The organism is Xanthomonas sp. 3498, from assembly GCF_014199795.1.
Lineage (GTDB): Bacteria > Pseudomonadota > Gammaproteobacteria > Xanthomonadales > Xanthomonadaceae > Xanthomonas_A > Xanthomonas_A rydalmerensis.
This window is the reverse complement of record NZ_JACHOH010000006.1, coordinates 293,860-312,294: the sequence shown is the minus strand read 5'-3', so window position 1 is coordinate 312,294 and position 18,435 is coordinate 293,860. Positions and strand designations below refer to the sequence as shown.

Genomic DNA, 18,435 nt, shown 5'->3' with positions numbered 1-18,435 from the left:
ATGGAACTGGCGGCGCGACCTGCGCCGCCAGGGAATGGATCAGGCGCGGCCCAGCAGCGCTTCGTTGCGGTCGCGATTGCCTGCACCGGGACGGCGCGCGGCCGCGGAGGGCGCACGCGTCGCCCAGCGCGAGCCGGCCGCACGCAGCGACAGCGGCGCCTCGCCTTCGTCCGGCATATGCGTGGCACGCCGCGTGGCAGCGGACAACTGGAAGAACGCCATGCTGTCCTGCAACTGCACGGCCTGCGTGCTCATCGATTCGGCGGTGGCCGCCAGCTCTTCGGAGGCGGTCGCGTTCTGCTGGGTGATCTGGCTCAGTTGCACAACCGCCACATTGATCTGTGCGACGCCGGAGGACTGCTCCTGCGAGGCGGCGGTGATTTCCTGCACCAGATCCGAAGTCTTCTTGATGCTGGGCACGATGGTCTCCAGCAGCTGCCCGGCGCGTTCGGCCAGTTCCACGCTGGAGCCGGCCACCTCGCCGATCTCCTGCGCGGCCACCTGGCTACGCTCGGCAAGCTTGCGCACCTCCGCGGCGACCACGGCGAAGCCCTTGCCGTGCTCGCCGGCACGTGCGGCCTCGATCGCCGCGTTTAGTGCCAGCAGGTTGGTCTGGTAGGCGATGTCGTCGATGATGCCGATCTTGTGCGCGATCTGCTTCATCGCCGCCACCGTGGCCACCACCGCCTGGCCGCCTTCCAGCGTCTCGCGGGCGGCTTGCGCGGCCATGCCGTCGGTGACCTTGGCGTTGTCGGTGTTCTGCGCAATGGAAGCGGTCATCTGCTCCAGCGAGGCGCTGGTCTCCTCCACGCCGGCGGCCTGCTCGGTCGAGGCCTGGCTCAACGACTGCGCGGTGGCGCTGACTTCTTCCGAGGCGCCAGCCAGGCTCTGCGCACTGGCGTTGACCTCGCCGACCACCTGCTGCAGCTTCTCGACCATGCGCTGCATCGCCAGCAGCAGCTGCGCGGTCTCGTCGCGACCGCGCACGTCGATCGACATGCTCAGGTCGCCCTCGGACAGCGCATTGGCCACGCTGACCGCCTTGTCGATCGGCCGGGTCACGCTGCGGCTGATGAACACGCCCAGGCCCACGCCGAGCAGGACGCCGCCGATCACGATGGCCAGCAGCGTGTGGGTGCTGCTGGCGTAGATCTCGTCGGTGGCGTCGTTGGCCTTGGACGCATTCGCCTCCTTGATCTCGCTCAGTTCCGACATCAGCGCATCCAGTTCGTCGGAGCTGCTGCGCACGCCCTTGGACAGGTCCGCCAACTGCGCATTGCCTTGCGGCAGCGGCTCGCGCATCACCGAGTCGACGAACTGGCCGCGCCGCTCCAGATAGGTCTTCCACACCTGGTCGAAGCGGGCCAGCTTGGCCAGCGTGTCCGGGTCGTCGAACGAGGCCCTGGCCTTGTCCATGTGCTCGACCACCTTGGCGGTGTACTTGTCGAGGCTGGCGACATGCTTGGCGCGATCTTCCTCCGTGCTGGCCAACTGCAGGTTGGCGCGCGAACGGCCGGCGTTGATCAGATTGATGTTGGCCTCTTTCAGGTGCGACAGGCCGAGCAACTCGCGCTCGTACAGCACCGTGGCGTAATCGTTGATGCGACCCGAGTTGCGGATGCCGATCCAGCCGATACAGGCGCCGATCGCCGCCACGATCAGGAATGCCCCCGTCAGCCTGACCCCGATTTTCATATTGCCCAACATGGTGTACCTCGATTCTTTGTCTGCGTCCGGTTGCGCCAGCAGCGCTTCCGGCCGTCTTCCGCAGCGCCCCGCGGAGTGGACACACTCGCTCGTTCGTGAGCGAGGACGCTGCGCCGCAACGTCTGTGCGTGAGAGCTATCGGCGTCATTGATGGCGCCTTTAAAAGGCGTGAAAACTGCAGAATTCCGCATATCGGCCGCACGGCGGCGGCGCTGACTGAATGCGCAACAGGCGTTGCGCCGCAGCACTCGACGCATGTGAAGAAGCTCGCCGGGCGCCGACGGCGTGGATGCCGCAGTTTTTCTGCAATGGCAGATGACCCCTGTTTTGCACCAAGGGCGAAGTGGGATGCCAACCCCTTTAATTTGTAGACAGAATGTGAAAGCAGCGCCGATATGCCCGCCATCGCCGTGCGCGAGCGCGTCCATGGCCCAGCGCCTTCACACCATCGGCAGTGCCGCGACCGTTTGCCGTTGCGCCGCAGTGCCGCCACGCAACAGCCGCTGCGCGCGCGCGAGTTCCTCGGCCTCCATGTCCTGCAGCGGCTCGAAGCGCTCGCCGGCCCAGCTCGCCATCGGCACGCCGTCGCGGTACAGCACGCGCGCCCCCGCGACCCGCGGCACCCGCGTGCCGGACAGCACGCTGCCGAGCAGATTGGCCGGATCGGCGGCGGCCACGCACACCCAGGTGCCGTTGCCGGGCTCGCGGCGCAGTTGCCGCAGCAGGCCGATCGCCTCGGGCAGAGCGAACTGTTCGCCGGACAGGCCATCGATGAAGCGTCCGCCACGGATCTCGCCGCGCGCCTCCAGGCGCTGGTAGACCCGCAACACTTCGCGCCACGGCGGCAGCCATGCCGCTTCGCGTTCGAGCAGGCGCCAGCAGACCACGCCGTAGCGGCGCAGCAGGGTCCGTGCGACGTGCTCGACCGCCTCGCTGCGCGCGGCCGGGTCGTCTGCCTCGGGGCAGGCCCGCAACAGCGCCCAGCGTCCGGCGTCCTGGATGCCGCCGTACAGCGCCATACGCGGCCGCCGCCGCGACAGCGCCGACGGCCGCTTCGATGCCGGCACCAGCAAGGCGCGCAGGCCGGCGTAGCTGTCGCAATGGACCCGGCCGGCGGCGACCAGTTCGGCCAGCGCCGCCTCCAGTTCGGTGGACAGCAGGCGGGTGGCCTCGGCGATCTCGTCGAAGAAGGAGGCACCATGCGCCTCGAGATGGTCGGCGACCTTGCGCGCGCGCGAGCCCAGCGCGCCGGCTTCCGGAGTGGGCGACAGCCGCGACCACTGCCCGGCGCTGCGCCGCGGCAGCAACAGGATCGGCGTGCTGCGCAGCGTCGGCGCGGCGCCGCCGGCGCCGGGGCGCAGCCGCGTCCACAGCGTGCGGCCGGCACTGCAGGCCTCGTCCAGCCATGCCGGGCGGTAGTCGCGCACCCGCGCCGGCAACAGCTCCGCTTCCCACAGCGGCGCCGCGGCCTCCACGCCCTCCAGTTGCGCCAGCACCGCGGCCAGCGCCTCGGCGCCCTCCACCTGGCCCTGCGTATCCAGGTGCTGCCAGCGGAACAGGAAGCGCGCGTAGTCGCGCGGCGCCACCGGCTCGATCTCGCGACGCAGGCGGCCGAGGGTGTAGCGGTGGATCCGCGCCAGCAGGTGGCGCTCGCACCACTCCTCGGCATCGGCGTCGGCGCTGAACCGTCCGCCCAGCACATAGCCGTCCTGTTGCAGCGCCAGCAACCCGGCCTGCACCTCGCGCAGCGGCAGCTGCAGCGGCGCCGCCAACGCCTCGGCGGTGACCGGCCCCAGGCCGGCCAAGCGCCAGCGCAGCAACTCGCGCAACGCGCTGTCGCGGTCCCAGTCGGCGATCGCGTAGCCCTCGGGCACGGCGATGACCGGTTGCGCGCTGGCCCGCGGGTACAGCGGCGCCACCGCCGCCAGTGCTTCGGCCGCCACCCACAGCGCCGCGGCGGCGCCGTCGACGCCGTGCAGGCAGGTGGCACGCGCATCGGCGGCCAGTTCACCCAACCAGTGTCGCCACTGCGGCTGCGCGGCGGCCTCGTCCGCGCTCACCACGCCGAGCGTGAGCAGCGCCTCGTGCATCTCGTCGCGGCTGCGCGGCTGCGGCCAGGTCTCCTCGCGCACCGCGGCGATCGCCTGCGAGTCCAACTGGCCGAGATCGTCGGCGCTGTCCGGATCCTGATAGCGGCGGCTGTGCACCGCCTGGGTTCGCCGTTCTTCCAGCGGGGCGTCGTCGAGAAAGGCATAGGGCCGCGCATCCAGCGCCTCGGCCGCCAGCGGCGACGGCGCGGTCAGTTCGCGCGCCAGCACGCGCACCTCGCCGGCCTCGATGCCGCGCAGCAGCTGCAGCCAGCCGGCGCTGTCCATCGCCTCGTCCAGGCAGTCGCGCAGGGTCTGCGCCACCAGCGGGTGCTCGGGAATCTCGCGCTCGCCGACCAGGTTTTCCGCACAGGCCACCTGATCGGGGAACACCGTGGCCAGCAGATCCTCGGACTTCATCCGCTGCAGTTGCGGCGCGACCTTGCGCCCGCCGGTGAAGCGCGGCAGCGCCAGCGCGTTGGTGGCGTTCCAGCGCCAGCGCACGCCGAACAGCGGCGCATCCAGCAGCGCCTGCACCAGCACGTCCAGCGCCGATGCGGCACGCAGGTAACGCGCCACCTCGTCCAGGGCGAAGCTGTGCCGGGTCGACAGCGACAGCACGATCGCGTCCTCGGTCGCGGCCGCCTGCAATTCGAAATTGAAGGTGCGGCAAAAACGCTTGCGCAGGGCCAGGCCCCAGGCGCGGTTGATGCGGCTGCCGTAGACGCTGTGGATCACCAGTTGGGTGCCGCCGGTGGCGTCGAAGAAGCGCTCCAGCACGATGCACTGCTGGGTCGGCAAGGCGCCCAGCGCCGCATGCGCACGGCCCAGGTAGTCGACGATCTGCTGCGCGGCGGCGGCGTCCAGCGCCAGCGGACCGCACAGCCACTGCAGTGCCTGCGCCGTCCCGCCCTGCTCCAGCGCCTGCTCGACTTCGGCGCGCAGCCGCGACACGCCCAGCGACAGCGCGTCGCTGCGCCCGGGCGCTTCGCCGATCCAGAACGGGATGTTGGGCGGCGCGCCGCGCGCGTCCTCCACCCGCACCCGCCCCGCTTCCACGCGCAGGATGCGGTAGCTGGCGTTGCCGAGCTGGAACACGTCGCCGCCCAGGCTCTCCACCGCGAAATCCTCGTTGACCGTGCCGATGGTCTGCGCCTGCGGCTCCAGCACCACGCTGTAGTCGCCAGTCTCGGGAATGGTGCCGCCGGAGGTGAGTGCCGCCATCCGCGCACCGCGACGCTGGCGCACGCGGCGATGCACCGCATCGCGATGCAGGTAGCCGGCGCGCGGCCCCAGCCGCGTGCTGAAGCCTTCGCTGAGCATGCGCAGCACCGCGTCGAACTGCGCGCGCGGCAAGGCCGCATACGGCCAGGCGCCACGCACCAGCGCGTACAGCGCGTCTTCCTCCCACTCCTGGCAGGCCACCTCGGCGACGAGTTGCTGGGCGAGCACGTCCAGCGGCGTGTCGAGCATGCGCAGCGCATCCAGTTCGCCGCGGCGCACGCAGTCCAGCAGGGCCGCGCATTCGACCAGGTCGTCGCGCGACTGCGGAAACAGTCGCGCCTTCGGCGTGCCGCCCACCGCATGCCCGGAGCGTCCCGCGCGCTGCAGGAACGCGGCGATCGAACGCGGCGATCCGAGCTGGCAGACCAGGTCGACGTCGCCGATGTCCAGGCCCAGCTCCAGCGACGCCGTGGCCACCAGCACCTGCAGCTCGCCAGCCTTGAGCCGGCGCTCGGCGAGCAGCCGGGTCTCGCGCGCCAGGCTGCCGTGATGCGCTGCCACCGCCTGCGTGCCGAGCAGTTCACCCAGGTGCCGGGCAGTGCGCTCGGCCATGCGTCGGGTGTTGACGAACACCAGGGTGGTGCGGTGCGCGCGCACCAACTCGGCCAGGCGCGTATACGCCTGCTGCCACTGGTCGGCGGACATGGTCACGCTGAGCGGCGTCGGCGGCACCTCCAGCGCCAGGTCGCGGGCGCGCGCATAGCCGATGTCGACGATGGCGCAGTCCGCCTCGCCGTCGTGCACCGCCGCGCTGCCGACCAGGAAGCGCGCGACCGCATCGATCGGCTTCTGCGTCGCCGACAGGCCGATGCGCAGCGGCGGCACCTCGCAAAGCTGCTGCAGGCGCTGCAGCGACAGCGCCAGATGGCTGCCGCGCTTGTTCGCCGCCAGCGCATGGATCTCGTCGACGATCACCGTGCGCACATGGCGCAGCGTCTCGCGCCCGGACACCGACCCGAGCAGCACGTACAGCGACTCCGGCGTGGTCACCAGCACGTGCGGCGGACGCCGCCGCGCCTGCGCGCGCTCGCGCTGCGGCGTGTCGCCGGTGCGCACCGCGGTGCGAATGTGCACATCCGGCAAACCCAACGCCGCCAGTTCGGCGCGAATGCCCTGCAGCGGCGCCTCCAGATTGAGCTGGATGTCGTTTGAAAGCGCTTTCAGTGGCGAGACGTACAGCACCTGGGTGCGGTCCTGCAGGCCGCCTTCGCGCAGACCTTCGCGCACCAGCGCATCCAGCGCGGCAAGAAACGCGGTGAGGGTCTTGCCGGAACCGGTCGGCGCGGCGACCAGTGTGTGTCGTCCGGCCTGGATCGCCGGCCACGCCGCCGCCTGCGCCGGCGTGGACGCAGCGAAACGCTGTTCGAACCAGCGGGAAACGGCGGGATGAAAGCGCGTTTGCGCCAAGGACATGCGATCTCCTATTGCGCCGGCGTGCGGCGCGCCGGCGATGCCACCCGTGCGCATTGTCCACGCGACTGTCTCGCGCCATCGCCTTGACAATGAAAATGGTGACGTTATCCAAGCGATCAAGCGCATTTGCACGCGAGCCCTTTTTTTAGGGGCTTTTCCATTAAGCGTTCATCGAACGACATAATGTCTACAACTCGCTCCGCGCAGCGCGGTTATGTTGTCGACGGCATCACGTATCTCGGCCTAGCGTTTGCGAAACACACGCGAGCTTCGCTTCTGGGAACGGAATGCGGCACGGCAACACCAGCGAAAAACGGCATCGCCCATCACGCGCGCGGGACGCTCCACGACCTGCGCACGCGACTGCGGCGGCGTGCGTTCGCGTCGCCTCCGCACCGTTCCCCTTCGATGTCGCACTGCCGTCGCCTTGTCGCGTACGGCAGCGGGTGGCGGCGGCATCTGCCATCGGGTCCCGCATTGCTGGGCTGCGTATGCGTTGTATCTCTCCATTCGCCATCGCCAAGGAGCATCACCAATGGCACAGAGCAGACCGTACCTCACCACCAGTAACGACCCGAGCCAGCAGCGCAACCGCGACGCGCCACAATCGCTCGGCGTAGCGCCGGCCGTCTTCGAAGGCCACGACCCGGCCGCGATCGCACGTGCACTCAAGCAGTCGGCCGACCTGCATGCGCGCCGCCGCACCGGTCCGTATCGCTCGGCCATGTCGATGCTGACCTTCTACATCAATCGGGCCGGCGACCAGCTGCCGGCGCAGCGCCGCCAGATCCTGGAGCAGGCCAAGGACGAGTTGCGCAGCCTGTATGGCAAACCACGCAAAGGTGACGCAAGCGACAGAACGTAGACGGTTGTGCAGCGTGATGGAGCGATCAGTTCCGTACGCTGCCTACGCCACGCGCGCGCCGCCCGATTGCCGTCCTCCAACGCATTGCACATGATGCGGACATGGCCAAGGCATCCGACATTTCGGATCTCATCCAGCACACCGCCGCCGCGACGCAAGACGACGCGGCGCTGCTGTCGCGCATCATCCTGGCGCAGGGCGAGATCGCGGCGGCCGGCAGCGATCCGCTGCAGGTGGTGGATGTCGTCACCCACCGCGCGCAGGAGCTGACACGCTCCAACGGCGCCGTGGTGGAGATGTGCGACGGCAACGACATGCTGTACTGGTCGGCCAGCGGCGTCGCCGAGCGCCACCTCGGCCTGCGCCTGCCTAGCAACGGCAGCTTGTCCGGCCTGTGCATGCGCAGCGGCCAGGTATTGCGCTGCGACGATTCGGAAATCGATCCACGGGTGGATCGCGCAGCCTGTCGTCGCATCGGCCTGCGCTCGATGCTGGTGGTGCCGCTGCGCTACGGCGACCGCAGCATCGGCGTGCTCAAGGTACTGGCGCCACAACCCGACGCCTACAGTGCACAGGACGTGCGCACGCTGGAATTGCTGGCGACCCTGGTCGGGGCGACGCTGGCGCTGGCCATGGACCGCGCCGCGCTGCAGACCGACATCGCGCGCCGCCAGGACGTGGAGAAACACGCATTTCGCGAGAAGGCGGCGATCGCCACCCGCATCCGCGAAACCATCGCCGATGCGCGCCTGCAGATCGTGACCCAGCCGGTGCTGGCCCTGGCATCGCAGCACATCGTCGGCGTGGAAGCGCTATCGCGCTTTCCGGCCAATCCGGCGATGCCGCCGCTGCGCTGGTTCGACGATGCAAGCCGGGTCGGGCTGGGGCTGGAGCTGGAACTGGCCGCCGCGCGCAAGGCGCTGGAGCTGTTGACGCAGTTGCCGGCGCCGCTGTACCTGGCGATCAACGTGTCCGCGCCCACGCTGCTGCATCCGCGACTGCAGGCGTTGCTGCACGGCCACGACCTGTCGCGGATCGTGCTGGAAATCACCGAGCAACTGCAGGCGCCGGACTATCCGCGCCTGTCCGAGCACATCGGCCTGCTGCAGCGGCAGGGCCTGCGCATCGCCCTGGACGACGCCGGCACCGGCTTCGCCAGCCTGCGCCACCTGCTGCACCTGGCGCCGGACATCATCAAGCTGGACCTGACCCTGACCCGCGGCATCGACGCCGAGCCGCGTCGGCAGCGGCTGGCGATGGCGATCCTGTCCTTCGCCGCGGAAACCAATGCCGACGTGGTCGTCGAAGGCATCGAGACCGAGAGCGAACTGGCGACGCTGCAGGCGCTGGGCGCGCGCTACGGCCAGGGCTACCAGCTCGCCCATCCCGGGCCGCTGTCGGCGCACCTGGCGCGCTATCCGGCGATCGGCGACGGCAGCGGCTGAGCCGCGCGCGATCGAGCGTTGCGTTCCGGCCACGCCCGCCACGGACATCCTGTGCAGGAGCGGCTTCAGCCGCGACCTGGCACCACCGGTGGCGCGCTGTCGCGGCTGAAGCCGCTCAGACGATGCCCTGCCCCCACCCTGATCCACACGAACGTCGACCAACACGGCACGTTCGCCAGTTGCTGCGCCTGCGCAAACAGCCAGGCAAGAAAAAAGCGGGCCGAAGCCCGCTTTTTCCTGGAACGGCAGTGGACGCGCGCGGCTTATTCGGCCGACACGCCCTCGCCTTCCTCGACGGCCTTCATCGACAGGCGGATGCGGCCCTGCTTGTCGACTTCCAGCACCTTGACCTTGACCACGTCGCCTTCCTTCAGCTTGTCGCCGACCTTCTCCACGCGCTCGCTGGAGATCTGCGAGACGTGCACCAGGCCGTCCTTGCCCGGCAGGATGGTCACGAACGCGCCGAAGTCCATGATCTTGGCGACCTTGCCTTCGTAGATGCGGCCCGGCTCGACGTCCGAGGTGATCTGCTCGATGCGCGCCTTGGCGGCCTGCGCAGCGATCGCGTTGACCGAGGCGATGACGATGGTGCCATCGTCCTGGATGTCGATCTGGGTGCCGGTTTCCTTGGTGATCGCCTGGATGGTGGAACCACCCTTGCCGATCACTTCGCGGATCTTGTCCGGGTGGATCTTGATCGTCAGCAGGCGCGGCGCGTAGTCGCTCAGCTCCGCACGCGGGGTGGTCAGCGCGCTGGCCATCTCGCCGAGGATGTGCAGTCGGCCGGCCTTGGCCTGCGCCAGGGCCTGCTTCATGATCTCTTCGGTGATGCCTTCGATCTTGATGTCCATCTGCAGCGCGGACACGCCCTCGGCGGTACCGGCGACCTTGAAGTCCATGTCGCCCAGGTGATCTTCATCGCCCAGGATGTCCGACAGCACCACGAAGTCGTTGCCTTCCTTCACCAGGCCCATGGCGATACCGGCCACCGGCGCCTTCACCGGCACGCCGGCGTCCATCAGCGCCAGCGACGAACCGCAGACCGAGGCCATCGACGAGGAACCGTTGGATTCGGTGATTTCCGAGACCACGCGGATGGTGTACGGGAACTCTTCCATGGTCGGCATCACTGCCAGCACGCCGCGCTTGGCGAGGCGGCCGTGGCCGATCTCGCGACGCTTGGGCGCGCCGAAGCGGCCGCACTCGCCCACCGAGTACGGGGGGAAGTTGTAATGGAACAGGAAGTTTTCCTTGTACTCGCCGGAGACCGCGTCGATCACCTGGCCGTCGCGGGCGGTGCCCAGCGTGGTGACCACGATCGCCTGGGTCTCGCCGCGGGTGAACAGCGCCGAGCCGTGGGTACGCGGCAGCACGCCGGCCTTCACGCTGATCGGGCGCACGGTGTCCAGCGCACGGCCGTCGATGCGCACCTTGGTGCTCAGCACCGAACCGCGCATGGTCTGGTATTCCAGCTCGCCGAACTCCTTGGACAGGTCGGCAGCGACCCAGCCTTCGGCGGCGGCGCGCGGCGCCAGCTGCGCCATCACGTCCTTCTTGATCGCCGAGATCGCATCGCGGCGCTGCAGCTTGTCGCGCACCTGGAAGGCCGACGCCAGCTGATCGCCAACCGCTTCCTTCAGCGCGGCGATCATGGCCTCGTTCTTGGCCGGGGCGACCCAGTCGGACGGCTTGGTGCCGGCTTCGACGGTCAGCTCGTTGATGATGTTGATGACCTTCTGCATCTCGCGATGACCGAAGGTGACCGCGCCCAGCATCACTTCTTCCGACAGCAGCGCGGCTTCGGATTCGACCATCAGCACCGCGTTGGCGGTACCGGCGACGACCAGCTCCAGCTGCGAGTCCTTCAGCTCCGACACGGTGGGGTTGAGGATGTATTCGCCGTTCTTGTAACCGACCTTGGCGGCGCCAATCGGGCCGTTGAACGGGGTGCCGGCCAGCGACAGCGCGGCCGAGGCGCCGATCAGCGCGGCGATGTCGCCGTCGATGTCCGGGTTCATCGACATCACCGTGGCGATGATCTGCACTTCGTTCTTGTAATCCTCCGGGAACAGCGGACGGATCGGACGGTCGATCAGCCGCGAAATCAGCGTCTCCTTCTCGGTCGCACGGCCCTCGCGCTTGAAGAAGCCGCCGGGGATGCGGCCGCCGGCGTAGAACTTCTCCTGATAGTCGACCGTCAGCGGGAAGAAGTCCTGACCTTCGCGCGCGCTCTTGGCGGCGACGGCGGTGACCAGCAGTACGGTGTCGTCCATCTTGACGATGACGGCACCGCCGGCCTGGCGTGCGATCTCGCCGGTTTCGAGGGTGACGGTGTGCTTGCCGTACTGGAAGGTTTTGGTGATTTTTGCCACGGGGTTTCCTTGGATGATGCTGTCTGCAAATGGACCGCTGACGGCCCATGCCGCTGGCGGGTGGCCGGGAGGATCCGGCCGGTGGCGCGGAGCAATCTCCGGACCACGGTACTACCCAAAACAAAACCGCGGCGCATCACTGCGCCGCGGTGGGGTTCGTTTGCCTCAGCGACGCAGGCCGAGCTTCTCGATCAGCGCCTTGTAGCGCTCGCCATCCTTCTTCTTCAGATAGTCGAGCAGGCTGCGGCGGCGGTTGACCATCTGCAGCAGGCCGCGGCGGCTGTGGTGGTCCTTCTTGTGGGTCTTGAAGTGGCCGGTCAGCAGTTCGATGCGGGCGGTCAGCAGGGCGACCTGGACTTCCGGCGAACCGGTGTCGGCAGCGCCGCGCTTGTTTTCTTCGATGACTTTCTGGGTGTCGATGGACATGGGATGTTTTCTCTGAGATGCGGGGCCGGCAGGAACGTGCAGAGGACGCACCGCCTGGCTCGCCGATTGCGAAGGATTGCGCCGGAGCGCAGCGTGCCGGAAAGGCCGCGAAATTGTACCGGTCCCGGCCTGCAGGAACAAGGCGTTAAGACGGTGTCATGACTGAACGACGGTCAGGTAACACCCGGCGCGACCGCTGCGCGGTCACGGATTGAACATGCGCTGCGGCGCCAGCAGCCCGCTCGCATCGACCTGGCCCAGGCCCAGCGGGACGCCCTCGGCGTCGAACACCGCAGCCAGGCCGGGCGCCCAGGCCGGATCGCGCAGCCGCTGGCCCATGCGGAAACGCTGCGCCGCAGCAGGCTCCAGGCGCACCGGCGGGAAATCGGCCAGGCCGGCGGCCAGCGGCAGCACCAGCGCCTCCAGTGCCGCCGGATCCTGCGCGGCCAGCTGCTGCAGGTGCTCCAGGGTGACCATCTGCGGGTTACGGAACGGCTCCACCCACAGCCGCCGCAGCGCGGCGATGTGCGCGCCGCAGCCCAGCGCCTCGCCCAGGTCGCGGGCCAGGCTGCGGATGTAGGTGCCGGACCCGCAGGCCACGTGCAGGCGCAGGCGATCGCCGGCGTGGGCGAGTACGTCGATCGCATGCACCTCGACCTCGCGCTCCGGCGCCTCGATCGCCTCGCCGCGGCGCGCCTTGACGTACAGCGGCTCGCCGCCCTGCTTGAGCGCGGAATAGATCGGCGCGCGCTGGCGGATGCGCCCGCGCAGCGGTGCCAGCGCCGCCTCCAGGGCGGCCGCGTCCAGCGGCGGCACCGGCCGGGTCCGCAGCACCGTACCCTCGGCATCGTCGCTGTCGGTGGTGACGCCGAGCACGACCTCCGCTTCGTAGGCCTTGGCCGAGCCGAGCAGCAGCCCGGCCAGCTTGGTCGCCTCGCCGAAGCACAGCGGCAGCAGCCCGGTGGCGAGCGGGTCCAGGCTGCCGGTGTGGCCGCCCTTCTCGGCACGGAACAGCCGCCGCGCCGCCTGCAGCGCCGCGTTGGAACTCATGCCGATCGGCTTGTCGAGCAGCACGATGCCATCGAGGCGACGGAAGACGATACGGGGCAGACGCGGACCGAAGACAGGCATGGGATGCGGACGGAGATTTGGGATTGGGGATTCGGGATGGGCGAATCCGGCATCTGCCGGGCGCGTGCGACCGACACAGGCAGATAGCGAAGGCACGCACAACAGCGGGCCGGTTGCGGATGAGGCAGCGCCGCGATCGCGGCCGAGACGAAACGTCCACGTTCGACGTGTCCGTTCAAACAGTAGGCGCCGATGCCGGGGCATCGGCGGCGGGCTCAGTCCTTGCGCGGCGATGCTTCGCCGTCGTCGGCGGCACGGCTGTCGTCGTCCTGATCCTGCTGCAGCTCCGGCATGTCGCGCAGCAGATTGTCGATGCGCTCGCCGCGATCGACCGAATCGTCGTAGTGGAAATGCAGCTCGGGCACGTGGCGCAGCTTCATCGCCCGGGCCAGCTCGCTGCGCAGCTGCGGCGCCAGCTCCTTCAGGCCCTTGACCGCCTCGGCCGAGCGCTCCTGCATCAGCGCGGTGACGAACACCTTGGCATGGGCCAGATCGCGGGTGACCTCGACGTCGGACACGCTGACCGACGGCAGGCCGTGATCGCGCACGGCCGCGTGCACGATCGTGCCGAGGTCGCGACGGATCTGCGCGGACACGCGATCGGTACGGTGAAAGGATTTGGTGGGCATATCGAAAATCTCGTTGTTCGGAACAAAGGAGCCGGGAAGGAGCTGGGACGAGCGACGCGCCTGCAGCGCCCCGCTCTTCCCATTCCCCAATCCCGACTCCCGAATCCCGGCTTCTTACAGCGTGCGCTGCACTTCGATGCGCTCGAAGCACTCGATCTGGTCGCCGGCCTTGACGTCGTTGTAGGCCTTCACGCCGATACCGCACTCGGTGCCGTTGCGCACTTCGTCGACGTTCTCCTTGAAGCGACGCAGCGACTCCAGCTCGCCCTCGAACACCACGGTGTTGTCGCGCAGCACGCGGATCGGCTTGTTGCGCTTGACCACGCCCTCCACCACCATGCAGCCGGCGACGGCGCCGAACTTGGAGCTGCGGAACACGTCGCGCACCTGGGCGATACCGATGATCTCTTCGCGGATCTCCACGCCAAGCAGGCCGGACGCCACCTGCTTCACCTGGTCGATCACGTCGTAGATGATCGAGAAGTAACGCAGGTCGATGCCGTTGGTCTCGATGATGCGACGCGCCGAGGCGTCGGCACGCACGTTGAAGCCGATCACCGTGGCCTTGGACGCCAGCGCCGAATTCGCATCGGACTCGGTGATGCCGCCCACGCCGGAGTGGATCACGTTGATGCGGATCTGCTCGTTGGACAGCGCGGTCAGCGACTGCTTCAGCGCCTCCACCGAACCCTGCACGTCGGCCTTGATCACCAGGTTCAGCGACAGCTGGCCTTCGCCCTTGCCGAGCTGCGACATGATGTCTTCCATGCGGCTGCCCGCCGAGGACACCAGGCGCGACTCGCGGCGCTTGGTCTCGCGCTGCTGCGCCACGTCCTTGGCCAGGCGCTCGTCGTCGACGACCACGAAGTCGTCGCCGGCATCCGGCACGCCGGACAGGCCGAGCACCTGCACCGGGATCGACGGACCCGCGGAATCGGGCTGCTTGCCGGTCTCGTCGAACAGCGCACGCACGCGGCCGTACTGGATGCCGCACACCAGGTAGTCGCCCTTCTTCAGCGCGCCCTGCTGCACCAGCACCGTCGCCACCGGGCCGCGGCCCTTGTCCAGCGAGGACTCGATCACCACGCCGCTGGCACGGCCTTCGGCCACCGCCCGCAGTTCCAGCACTTCGGCCTGCAGCGAGATCGCGTCCAGCAGCACATCGATGCCCTGGCCGGTCTTGGCCGAGAGTTCGACGAACTGGGTGTCGCCACCGAATTCTTCGGCGACCACGTCCTGCGCGAGCAGTTCGTTCTTGACCCGCAGCGGATCGGCACCGGACTTGTCGATCTTGTTGACCGCCACGATCAGCGGCACGCCGGCCGCCTTCGCATGCTTGACCGCCTCGACCGTCTGCGGCATCACGCCGTCGTCGGCCGCGACCACCAGCACCACGATGTCGGTGAGCTTGGCGCCGCGCGCGCGCATCGAGGTGAACGCGGCATGGCCCGGGGTATCCAGGAAGCTGATGACGCCGCGGTCGGTTTCGACGTGGTAGGCGCCGATGTGCTGGGTGATGCCGCCGGCTTCGCCCGAGGCGACCTTGGTGCGGCGGATGTAGTCCAGCAACGAGGTCTTGCCGTGGTCGACGTGGCCCATGATGGTGACCACCGGCGGCCGCGGCAGCTTCTCGCCCTGCGCGTCCTCGGTGTGCGCCAGCAGCGCGTCCTCGGCGTCGGCGCTGCCTGCGCGCACCGGCTTGTGGCCGAGCTCTTCGGTGATCAGCGCCGCGGTGTCGTGGTCGATGGACTGGGTGATGGTGGCCATCACGCCCATCTTGAACAGCGCCTTGACCACGTCGCCGCCCTTCAGCGCGAGCTTCTGCGCCAGGTCGGCCACGGTGATGGTGTCGCCGATCGCCACTTCGCGCACCACCGGTGCGGTGGGACGCTCGAAGCCGTGCGCGCCGCCGCCGCTGCGCAACGGTTCGGCCTGGCGACGGCCGCCGCTGTGGCTGCCGCCGCGCGGCTTGCCGCGCACGTTGGAACGGCGCGCGCGATCGGCCGCGGACAGGTGCAGCTGGCCGGCGAAGCGGCTGGTGCTGTCGTCGTCCTCGACCCCGGCGACCATCACGTGCGAGCCGCGGGTCTTGTGCTTGTTGTTGGCATTGTTGCGGTCGTCGCTGCGCGGCGCCGCCGGCTTGGCCGGATGCGCTGCACCGGCCGGACGCGGCGCGCCACCAGCCGGGCGCGGCGCGACGGCCGGACGAGCCGGGCGCGGCGCTGCAGCGGCGTTCTGAGGCGCCGACGCAGCCGCCGCCGGCGGCGCCGACTCGGCGTTCAGCGCGGCCTGGGCCGCACGTTGCTCGGCCTCGGCGCGCTCGCGCGCGTCCTGCTCGGCCTTGCGCTTGCGCTCGATTTCCTCGGCGCGCGCACGGTCCTGCTCGGCCAGCTTCTGCTGTTCGGCCAGGTTGCGCTGCTTGGATTCCTCCAGCTTGCGCAGGATCTCGGCGCGCTCGTCATCCACCCGTCCGCCCGCGGACGGCGCCGCACGCTCGGCGGCCAGGTCCTCGGCCGACTTCACGTAGGTGCGCTTCTGCCGGACCTCGACGTTGACCGTGGTCTTGCTGCGCCCGGCGCTGACCGTCACTTCCTGCAGCTTGCGCCGGTTCAGGGTGATCTTCTTCGGCGCCGCCTGGGCCTCTTCCTCGACCGGCTTGTCGGTCTTGCCGTGGGTACGGCGCAGGAAGCCCAGCAGCTTCATCTTTTCGGTGCTGGTGACGACCTGGTCGGGACCACTGAACTTCATCCCGGCGTCGGCCAGTTGAACCAGCAGTTTCTCGACCGGCGTGTTCACCAGTTCGGCCAGCTTGCGGATGGTGGTTTGCTGCGACATTCGGATCCTATGATCTGGTTGGCGCCCCCTCGCCGCGTGCGAAGGTAGCGCGGATTCTAAGCCCTGATCGGGTCAGGGCGGCATTCATCGCTGACTCATTCGCCGCGCTCCAGGCGGGCGATCTCCTCGGCGCGGGCGGCCAGGATCAGGGCCGCGGCGCGGTCCTTGTCCAGGTCCTCGATGCCGAACTCGAGGATTTCGTCGGCAGCCAGATCCGACAGGTCCTCGCTGGTACGCACACCATGGCCGGCTAGCGCGTAAGCGGTGGCTTCATCCATGCCCGGCAGCGACAGCAGGTCCGCCGCCGGCACACCATCCTCGTCGCTCTCCTCGGCGGCCAGCGCCTCGTTGAGCAGCGCGTCGCGGGCACGAGCACGCAGTTCCTCGACGATGTCCTCGTCGAAACCTTCCACCGCCAGCAGCTCGCCGACCGGCACGTAGGCGATTTCCTCGACCGAGTTGAAGCCCTCGGCGACCAGGATCGCGGCGATTTCCTCGTCCACTTCCAGCTTGTCCATGAACAGCTGGCGGGCCACGGCCTGCTCGGCCTCGGACTTGGCCGCGACCTGCTCGGCGGTCATCACGTTGAGCTGCCAGCCGGTCAGGCGGCTGGCCAGGCGCACGTTCTGGCCGCCCTTGCCGATCGCCTGGGCCAGGCGGTCTTCCGCCACCGCCAGGTCCATCGAGTGCTTTTCTTCATCAACGATGATCGACTGCACCTCGGCCGGCGCCATCGCATTGATGACGAAGTTGGCCGGGTTGTCGTTCCACAGCACGATGTCCACGCGCTCGCCGTTGAGCTCGTTGGACACCGCCTGCACGCGCGAACCACGCATGCCGATGCAGGCGCCGATCGGATCGGTGCGGGTATCGTGCGCCAGCACCGCGATCTTGGCGCGGTCGCCCGGATCGCGCGCGCAGGCCTTGATCTCGACCAGGCCCTGGCCCACTTCCGGCACTTCCAGCTTGAACAGCTCGATCATGAATTCCGGCGCGGCGCGGCTGATGAACAGCTGCGGGCCACGCGGCTCCGAACGCACTTCGGCCAGATAGCCGCGCACGCGATCGCCGGCGCGCAGCACGTCGCGCGGAATGCCCTTGTCCTTGGGGATGAAGGCCTCGGCGTTGCCGCCCAGGTCCACGTAGATGTTGCCGCGCTCGGCGCGCTTGACCACGCCGGTGACCAGTTCGCCGACGCGATCCTTCCACGCGTCCACCACCTGCTGCCGCTCGGCCTCGCGCACGCGCTGCACGATCACCTGCTTGGCGGCCTGCGCGGCGATGCGGCCGAAGTCCGGATTCTCGATCTGCTCTTCGATGTAGTCGCCGACGTCCACGCCCTCGGCCTCGTCGACCGCGTCCATCAGGCGGATCTGCCGGTCGGGCGATTCCATCACCACGTCGTCGGCCACCACTTCCCAACGGCGGTAGGTTTCGTAATTGCCGTCCTTGTGGTCGATGGTGACGCGCGTCAGCACGTCCTGGTCGGGGTAGCGCTTCTTCGCCGCCGACGCCAATGCGGCCTCGATCGCGTCGAAGATCACTTCGCGCGGCACGCCCTTTTCGTTGGCCACCGCGTCGACTACCAGCAACAGTTCCTTGCTCATTCTTTCGCTCCGCGCGCAGCCTCGTCGGCCGCCGGTTCGTTGGATGGTTTCTTATTGGATTTTGCGTTCTTGCCGGCCGGCTTCGGACCCTTGCCCGGCTTGGTCGGGGCCAGGCCCAACGCGGCCCAGTCGGGCATGATCCGCGCCTTGTCGATGTTGTCGAAGTCCACTGCCAGTTCGGCGCCGTCGACCTCGAAGTTGATCCGGCCGGCATCCGCGTCGGCCTGCACGATGCGCCCCTGCAGGCGCCGACGGCCCTGCTGCGGCAACTTCAACACCACCTTGGCCGATTCGCCCAGGTGGCGGGAAAACTGTTCGGCGCTGAACAGCGGCCGGTCCACGCCCGGCGAGGACACTTCCAGCGTGTAGTTGCCGCTGATCGGGTCTTCCACGTCCAGTTGCGCCGAGACCTCGCGGCTGACCCGCTCGCAATCGTCGATGTTGACGATGCGCTCGGGCTGCTCGGCCAGCGGCACGTCGATATACAGGCGCAGCGTGGCGCCGCCAGGGGCCGGCAGATATTCGGCGCCCAGCAGTTCCAAACCCAACGCGTCCACGGTCGGGCCCAGCAACGTCGCGATTTCGTTTGCCTTGTCGCTCACAGCCTGCCTTGCATCTGAAGGGTTGAAGAGTC

11 protein-coding genes are annotated in these 18,435 nt (G+C 68.8%); 2 read left to right on the top strand and 9 right to left on the bottom strand.

The annotated features are described in order from the left end of the window. Window positions 1-39: 39 nt before the first annotated feature. Both GGR66_RS17300 and GGR66_RS17295 read right to left on the bottom strand, forming a co-directional pair. Entirely contained in the window at window positions 40-1,707 is a 1,668-nt protein-coding gene (locus tag GGR66_RS17300; RefSeq protein WP_184449342.1) for a methyl-accepting chemotaxis protein, read from the bottom strand. Between the two features lie 440 nt (window positions 1,708-2,147). Beyond that, entirely contained in the window at window positions 2,148-6,491 is a 4,344-nt protein-coding gene (locus GGR66_RS17295; protein ID WP_221236486.1) for a DEAD/DEAH box helicase, read from the bottom strand. Window positions 6,492-7,026: 535 nt separating this feature from the next. Between GGR66_RS17295 and GGR66_RS17290 the strand changes: the two genes are divergently transcribed. Both GGR66_RS17290 and GGR66_RS17285 read left to right on the top strand, forming a co-directional pair. After that, on the top strand, window positions 7,027-7,356 hold the full coding sequence (locus GGR66_RS17290; RefSeq protein ID WP_160969850.1) for a DUF3175 domain-containing protein: 330 nt from the start codon (window positions 7,027-7,029) through the stop codon (window positions 7,354-7,356). A gap of 101 nt (window positions 7,357-7,457) precedes the next feature. Then, window positions 7,458-8,801 carry an EAL domain-containing protein gene (locus GGR66_RS17285; protein WP_184449338.1) on the top strand — a complete coding sequence of 448 codons (1,344 nt, stop codon included), beginning with the start codon at window positions 7,458-7,460 and terminating at the stop codon, window positions 8,799-8,801. A 263-nt stretch (window positions 8,802-9,064) separates the two neighbouring features. Here GGR66_RS17285 and pnp read toward each other — a convergent pair whose 3' ends face one another. The 7 genes from pnp to rimP all read right to left on the bottom strand — a co-directional run bounded on the left by pnp (window position 9,065) and on the right by rimP (window position 18,403). Then, window positions 9,065-11,173: a polyribonucleotide nucleotidyltransferase gene (gene pnp, locus GGR66_RS17280; protein ID WP_160969854.1), complete on the bottom strand. Its 2,109-nt coding sequence runs from the start codon at window positions 11,171-11,173 to the stop codon at window positions 9,065-9,067. 165 nt (window positions 11,174-11,338) lie between these two features. Further along, window positions 11,339-11,599 (bottom strand): 30S ribosomal protein S15, encoded by a 261-nt coding sequence (gene rpsO / locus GGR66_RS17275; RefSeq protein ID WP_003467392.1) that lies wholly within the window; start codon window positions 11,597-11,599, stop codon window positions 11,339-11,341. Between the two features lie 204 nt (window positions 11,600-11,803). Beyond that, window positions 11,804-12,730: a tRNA pseudouridine(55) synthase TruB gene (gene truB / locus GGR66_RS17270; RefSeq protein WP_184449336.1), complete on the bottom strand. Its 927-nt coding sequence runs from the start codon at window positions 12,728-12,730 to the stop codon at window positions 11,804-11,806. A 215-nt stretch (window positions 12,731-12,945) separates the two neighbouring features. Beyond that, window positions 12,946-13,359, bottom strand: a complete 414-nt coding sequence (gene rbfA, locus GGR66_RS17265) for a 30S ribosome-binding factor RbfA (protein WP_160969858.1) — start codon at window positions 13,357-13,359, stop codon at window positions 12,946-12,948. 114 nt (window positions 13,360-13,473) lie between these two features. After that, entirely contained in the window at window positions 13,474-16,194 is a 2,721-nt protein-coding gene (gene infB, locus GGR66_RS17260) for a translation initiation factor IF-2 (protein WP_184449334.1), read from the bottom strand. A gap of 95 nt (window positions 16,195-16,289) precedes the next feature. Then, a complete protein-coding gene (nusA, locus tag GGR66_RS17255) occupies window positions 16,290-17,801 on the bottom strand; it encodes a transcription termination factor NusA (RefSeq protein ID WP_160969862.1) in 1,512 nt (503 codons plus the stop codon). Then, window positions 17,798-18,403, bottom strand: a complete 606-nt coding sequence (gene rimP / locus GGR66_RS17250) for a ribosome maturation factor RimP (protein ID WP_184449332.1) — start codon at window positions 18,401-18,403, stop codon at window positions 17,798-17,800. Before rimP ends, nusA begins: the two co-directional genes overlap by 4 nt. Between the last annotated feature and the right edge of the window lie 32 nt (window positions 18,404-18,435).

What these genes read in the sequence shown, in the direction of transcription:
- GGR66_RS17300 (WP_184449342.1), bottom strand. Translation starts at nt 1,707, where the DNA reads ATGTTGGGCAATATGAAAATCGGGGTCAGGCTGACGGGGGCATTCCTG.
- GGR66_RS17295 (WP_221236486.1), bottom strand. Translation starts at nt 6,491, where the DNA reads ATGTCCTTGGCGCAAACGCGCTTTCATCCCGCCGTTTCCCGCTGGTTC.
- GGR66_RS17290 (WP_160969850.1), top strand. Translation starts at nt 7,027, where the DNA reads ATGGCACAGAGCAGACCGTACCTCACCACCAGTAACGACCCGAGCCAG.
- GGR66_RS17285 (WP_184449338.1), top strand. Translation starts at nt 7,458, where the DNA reads ATGGCCAAGGCATCCGACATTTCGGATCTCATCCAGCACACCGCCGCC.
- rpsO (WP_003467392.1), bottom strand. Translation starts at nt 11,599, where the DNA reads ATGTCCATCGACACCCAGAAAGTCATCGAAGAAAACAAGCGCGGCGCT.
- truB (WP_184449336.1), bottom strand. Translation starts at nt 12,730, where the DNA reads ATGCCTGTCTTCGGTCCGCGTCTGCCCCGTATCGTCTTCCGTCGCCTC.
- rbfA (WP_160969858.1), bottom strand. Translation starts at nt 13,359, where the DNA reads ATGCCCACCAAATCCTTTCACCGTACCGATCGCGTGTCCGCGCAGATC.
- infB (WP_184449334.1), bottom strand. Translation starts at nt 16,194, where the DNA reads ATGTCGCAGCAAACCACCATCCGCAAGCTGGCCGAACTGGTGAACACG.
- nusA (WP_160969862.1), bottom strand. Translation starts at nt 17,801, where the DNA reads ATGAGCAAGGAACTGTTGCTGGTAGTCGACGCGGTGGCCAACGAAAAG.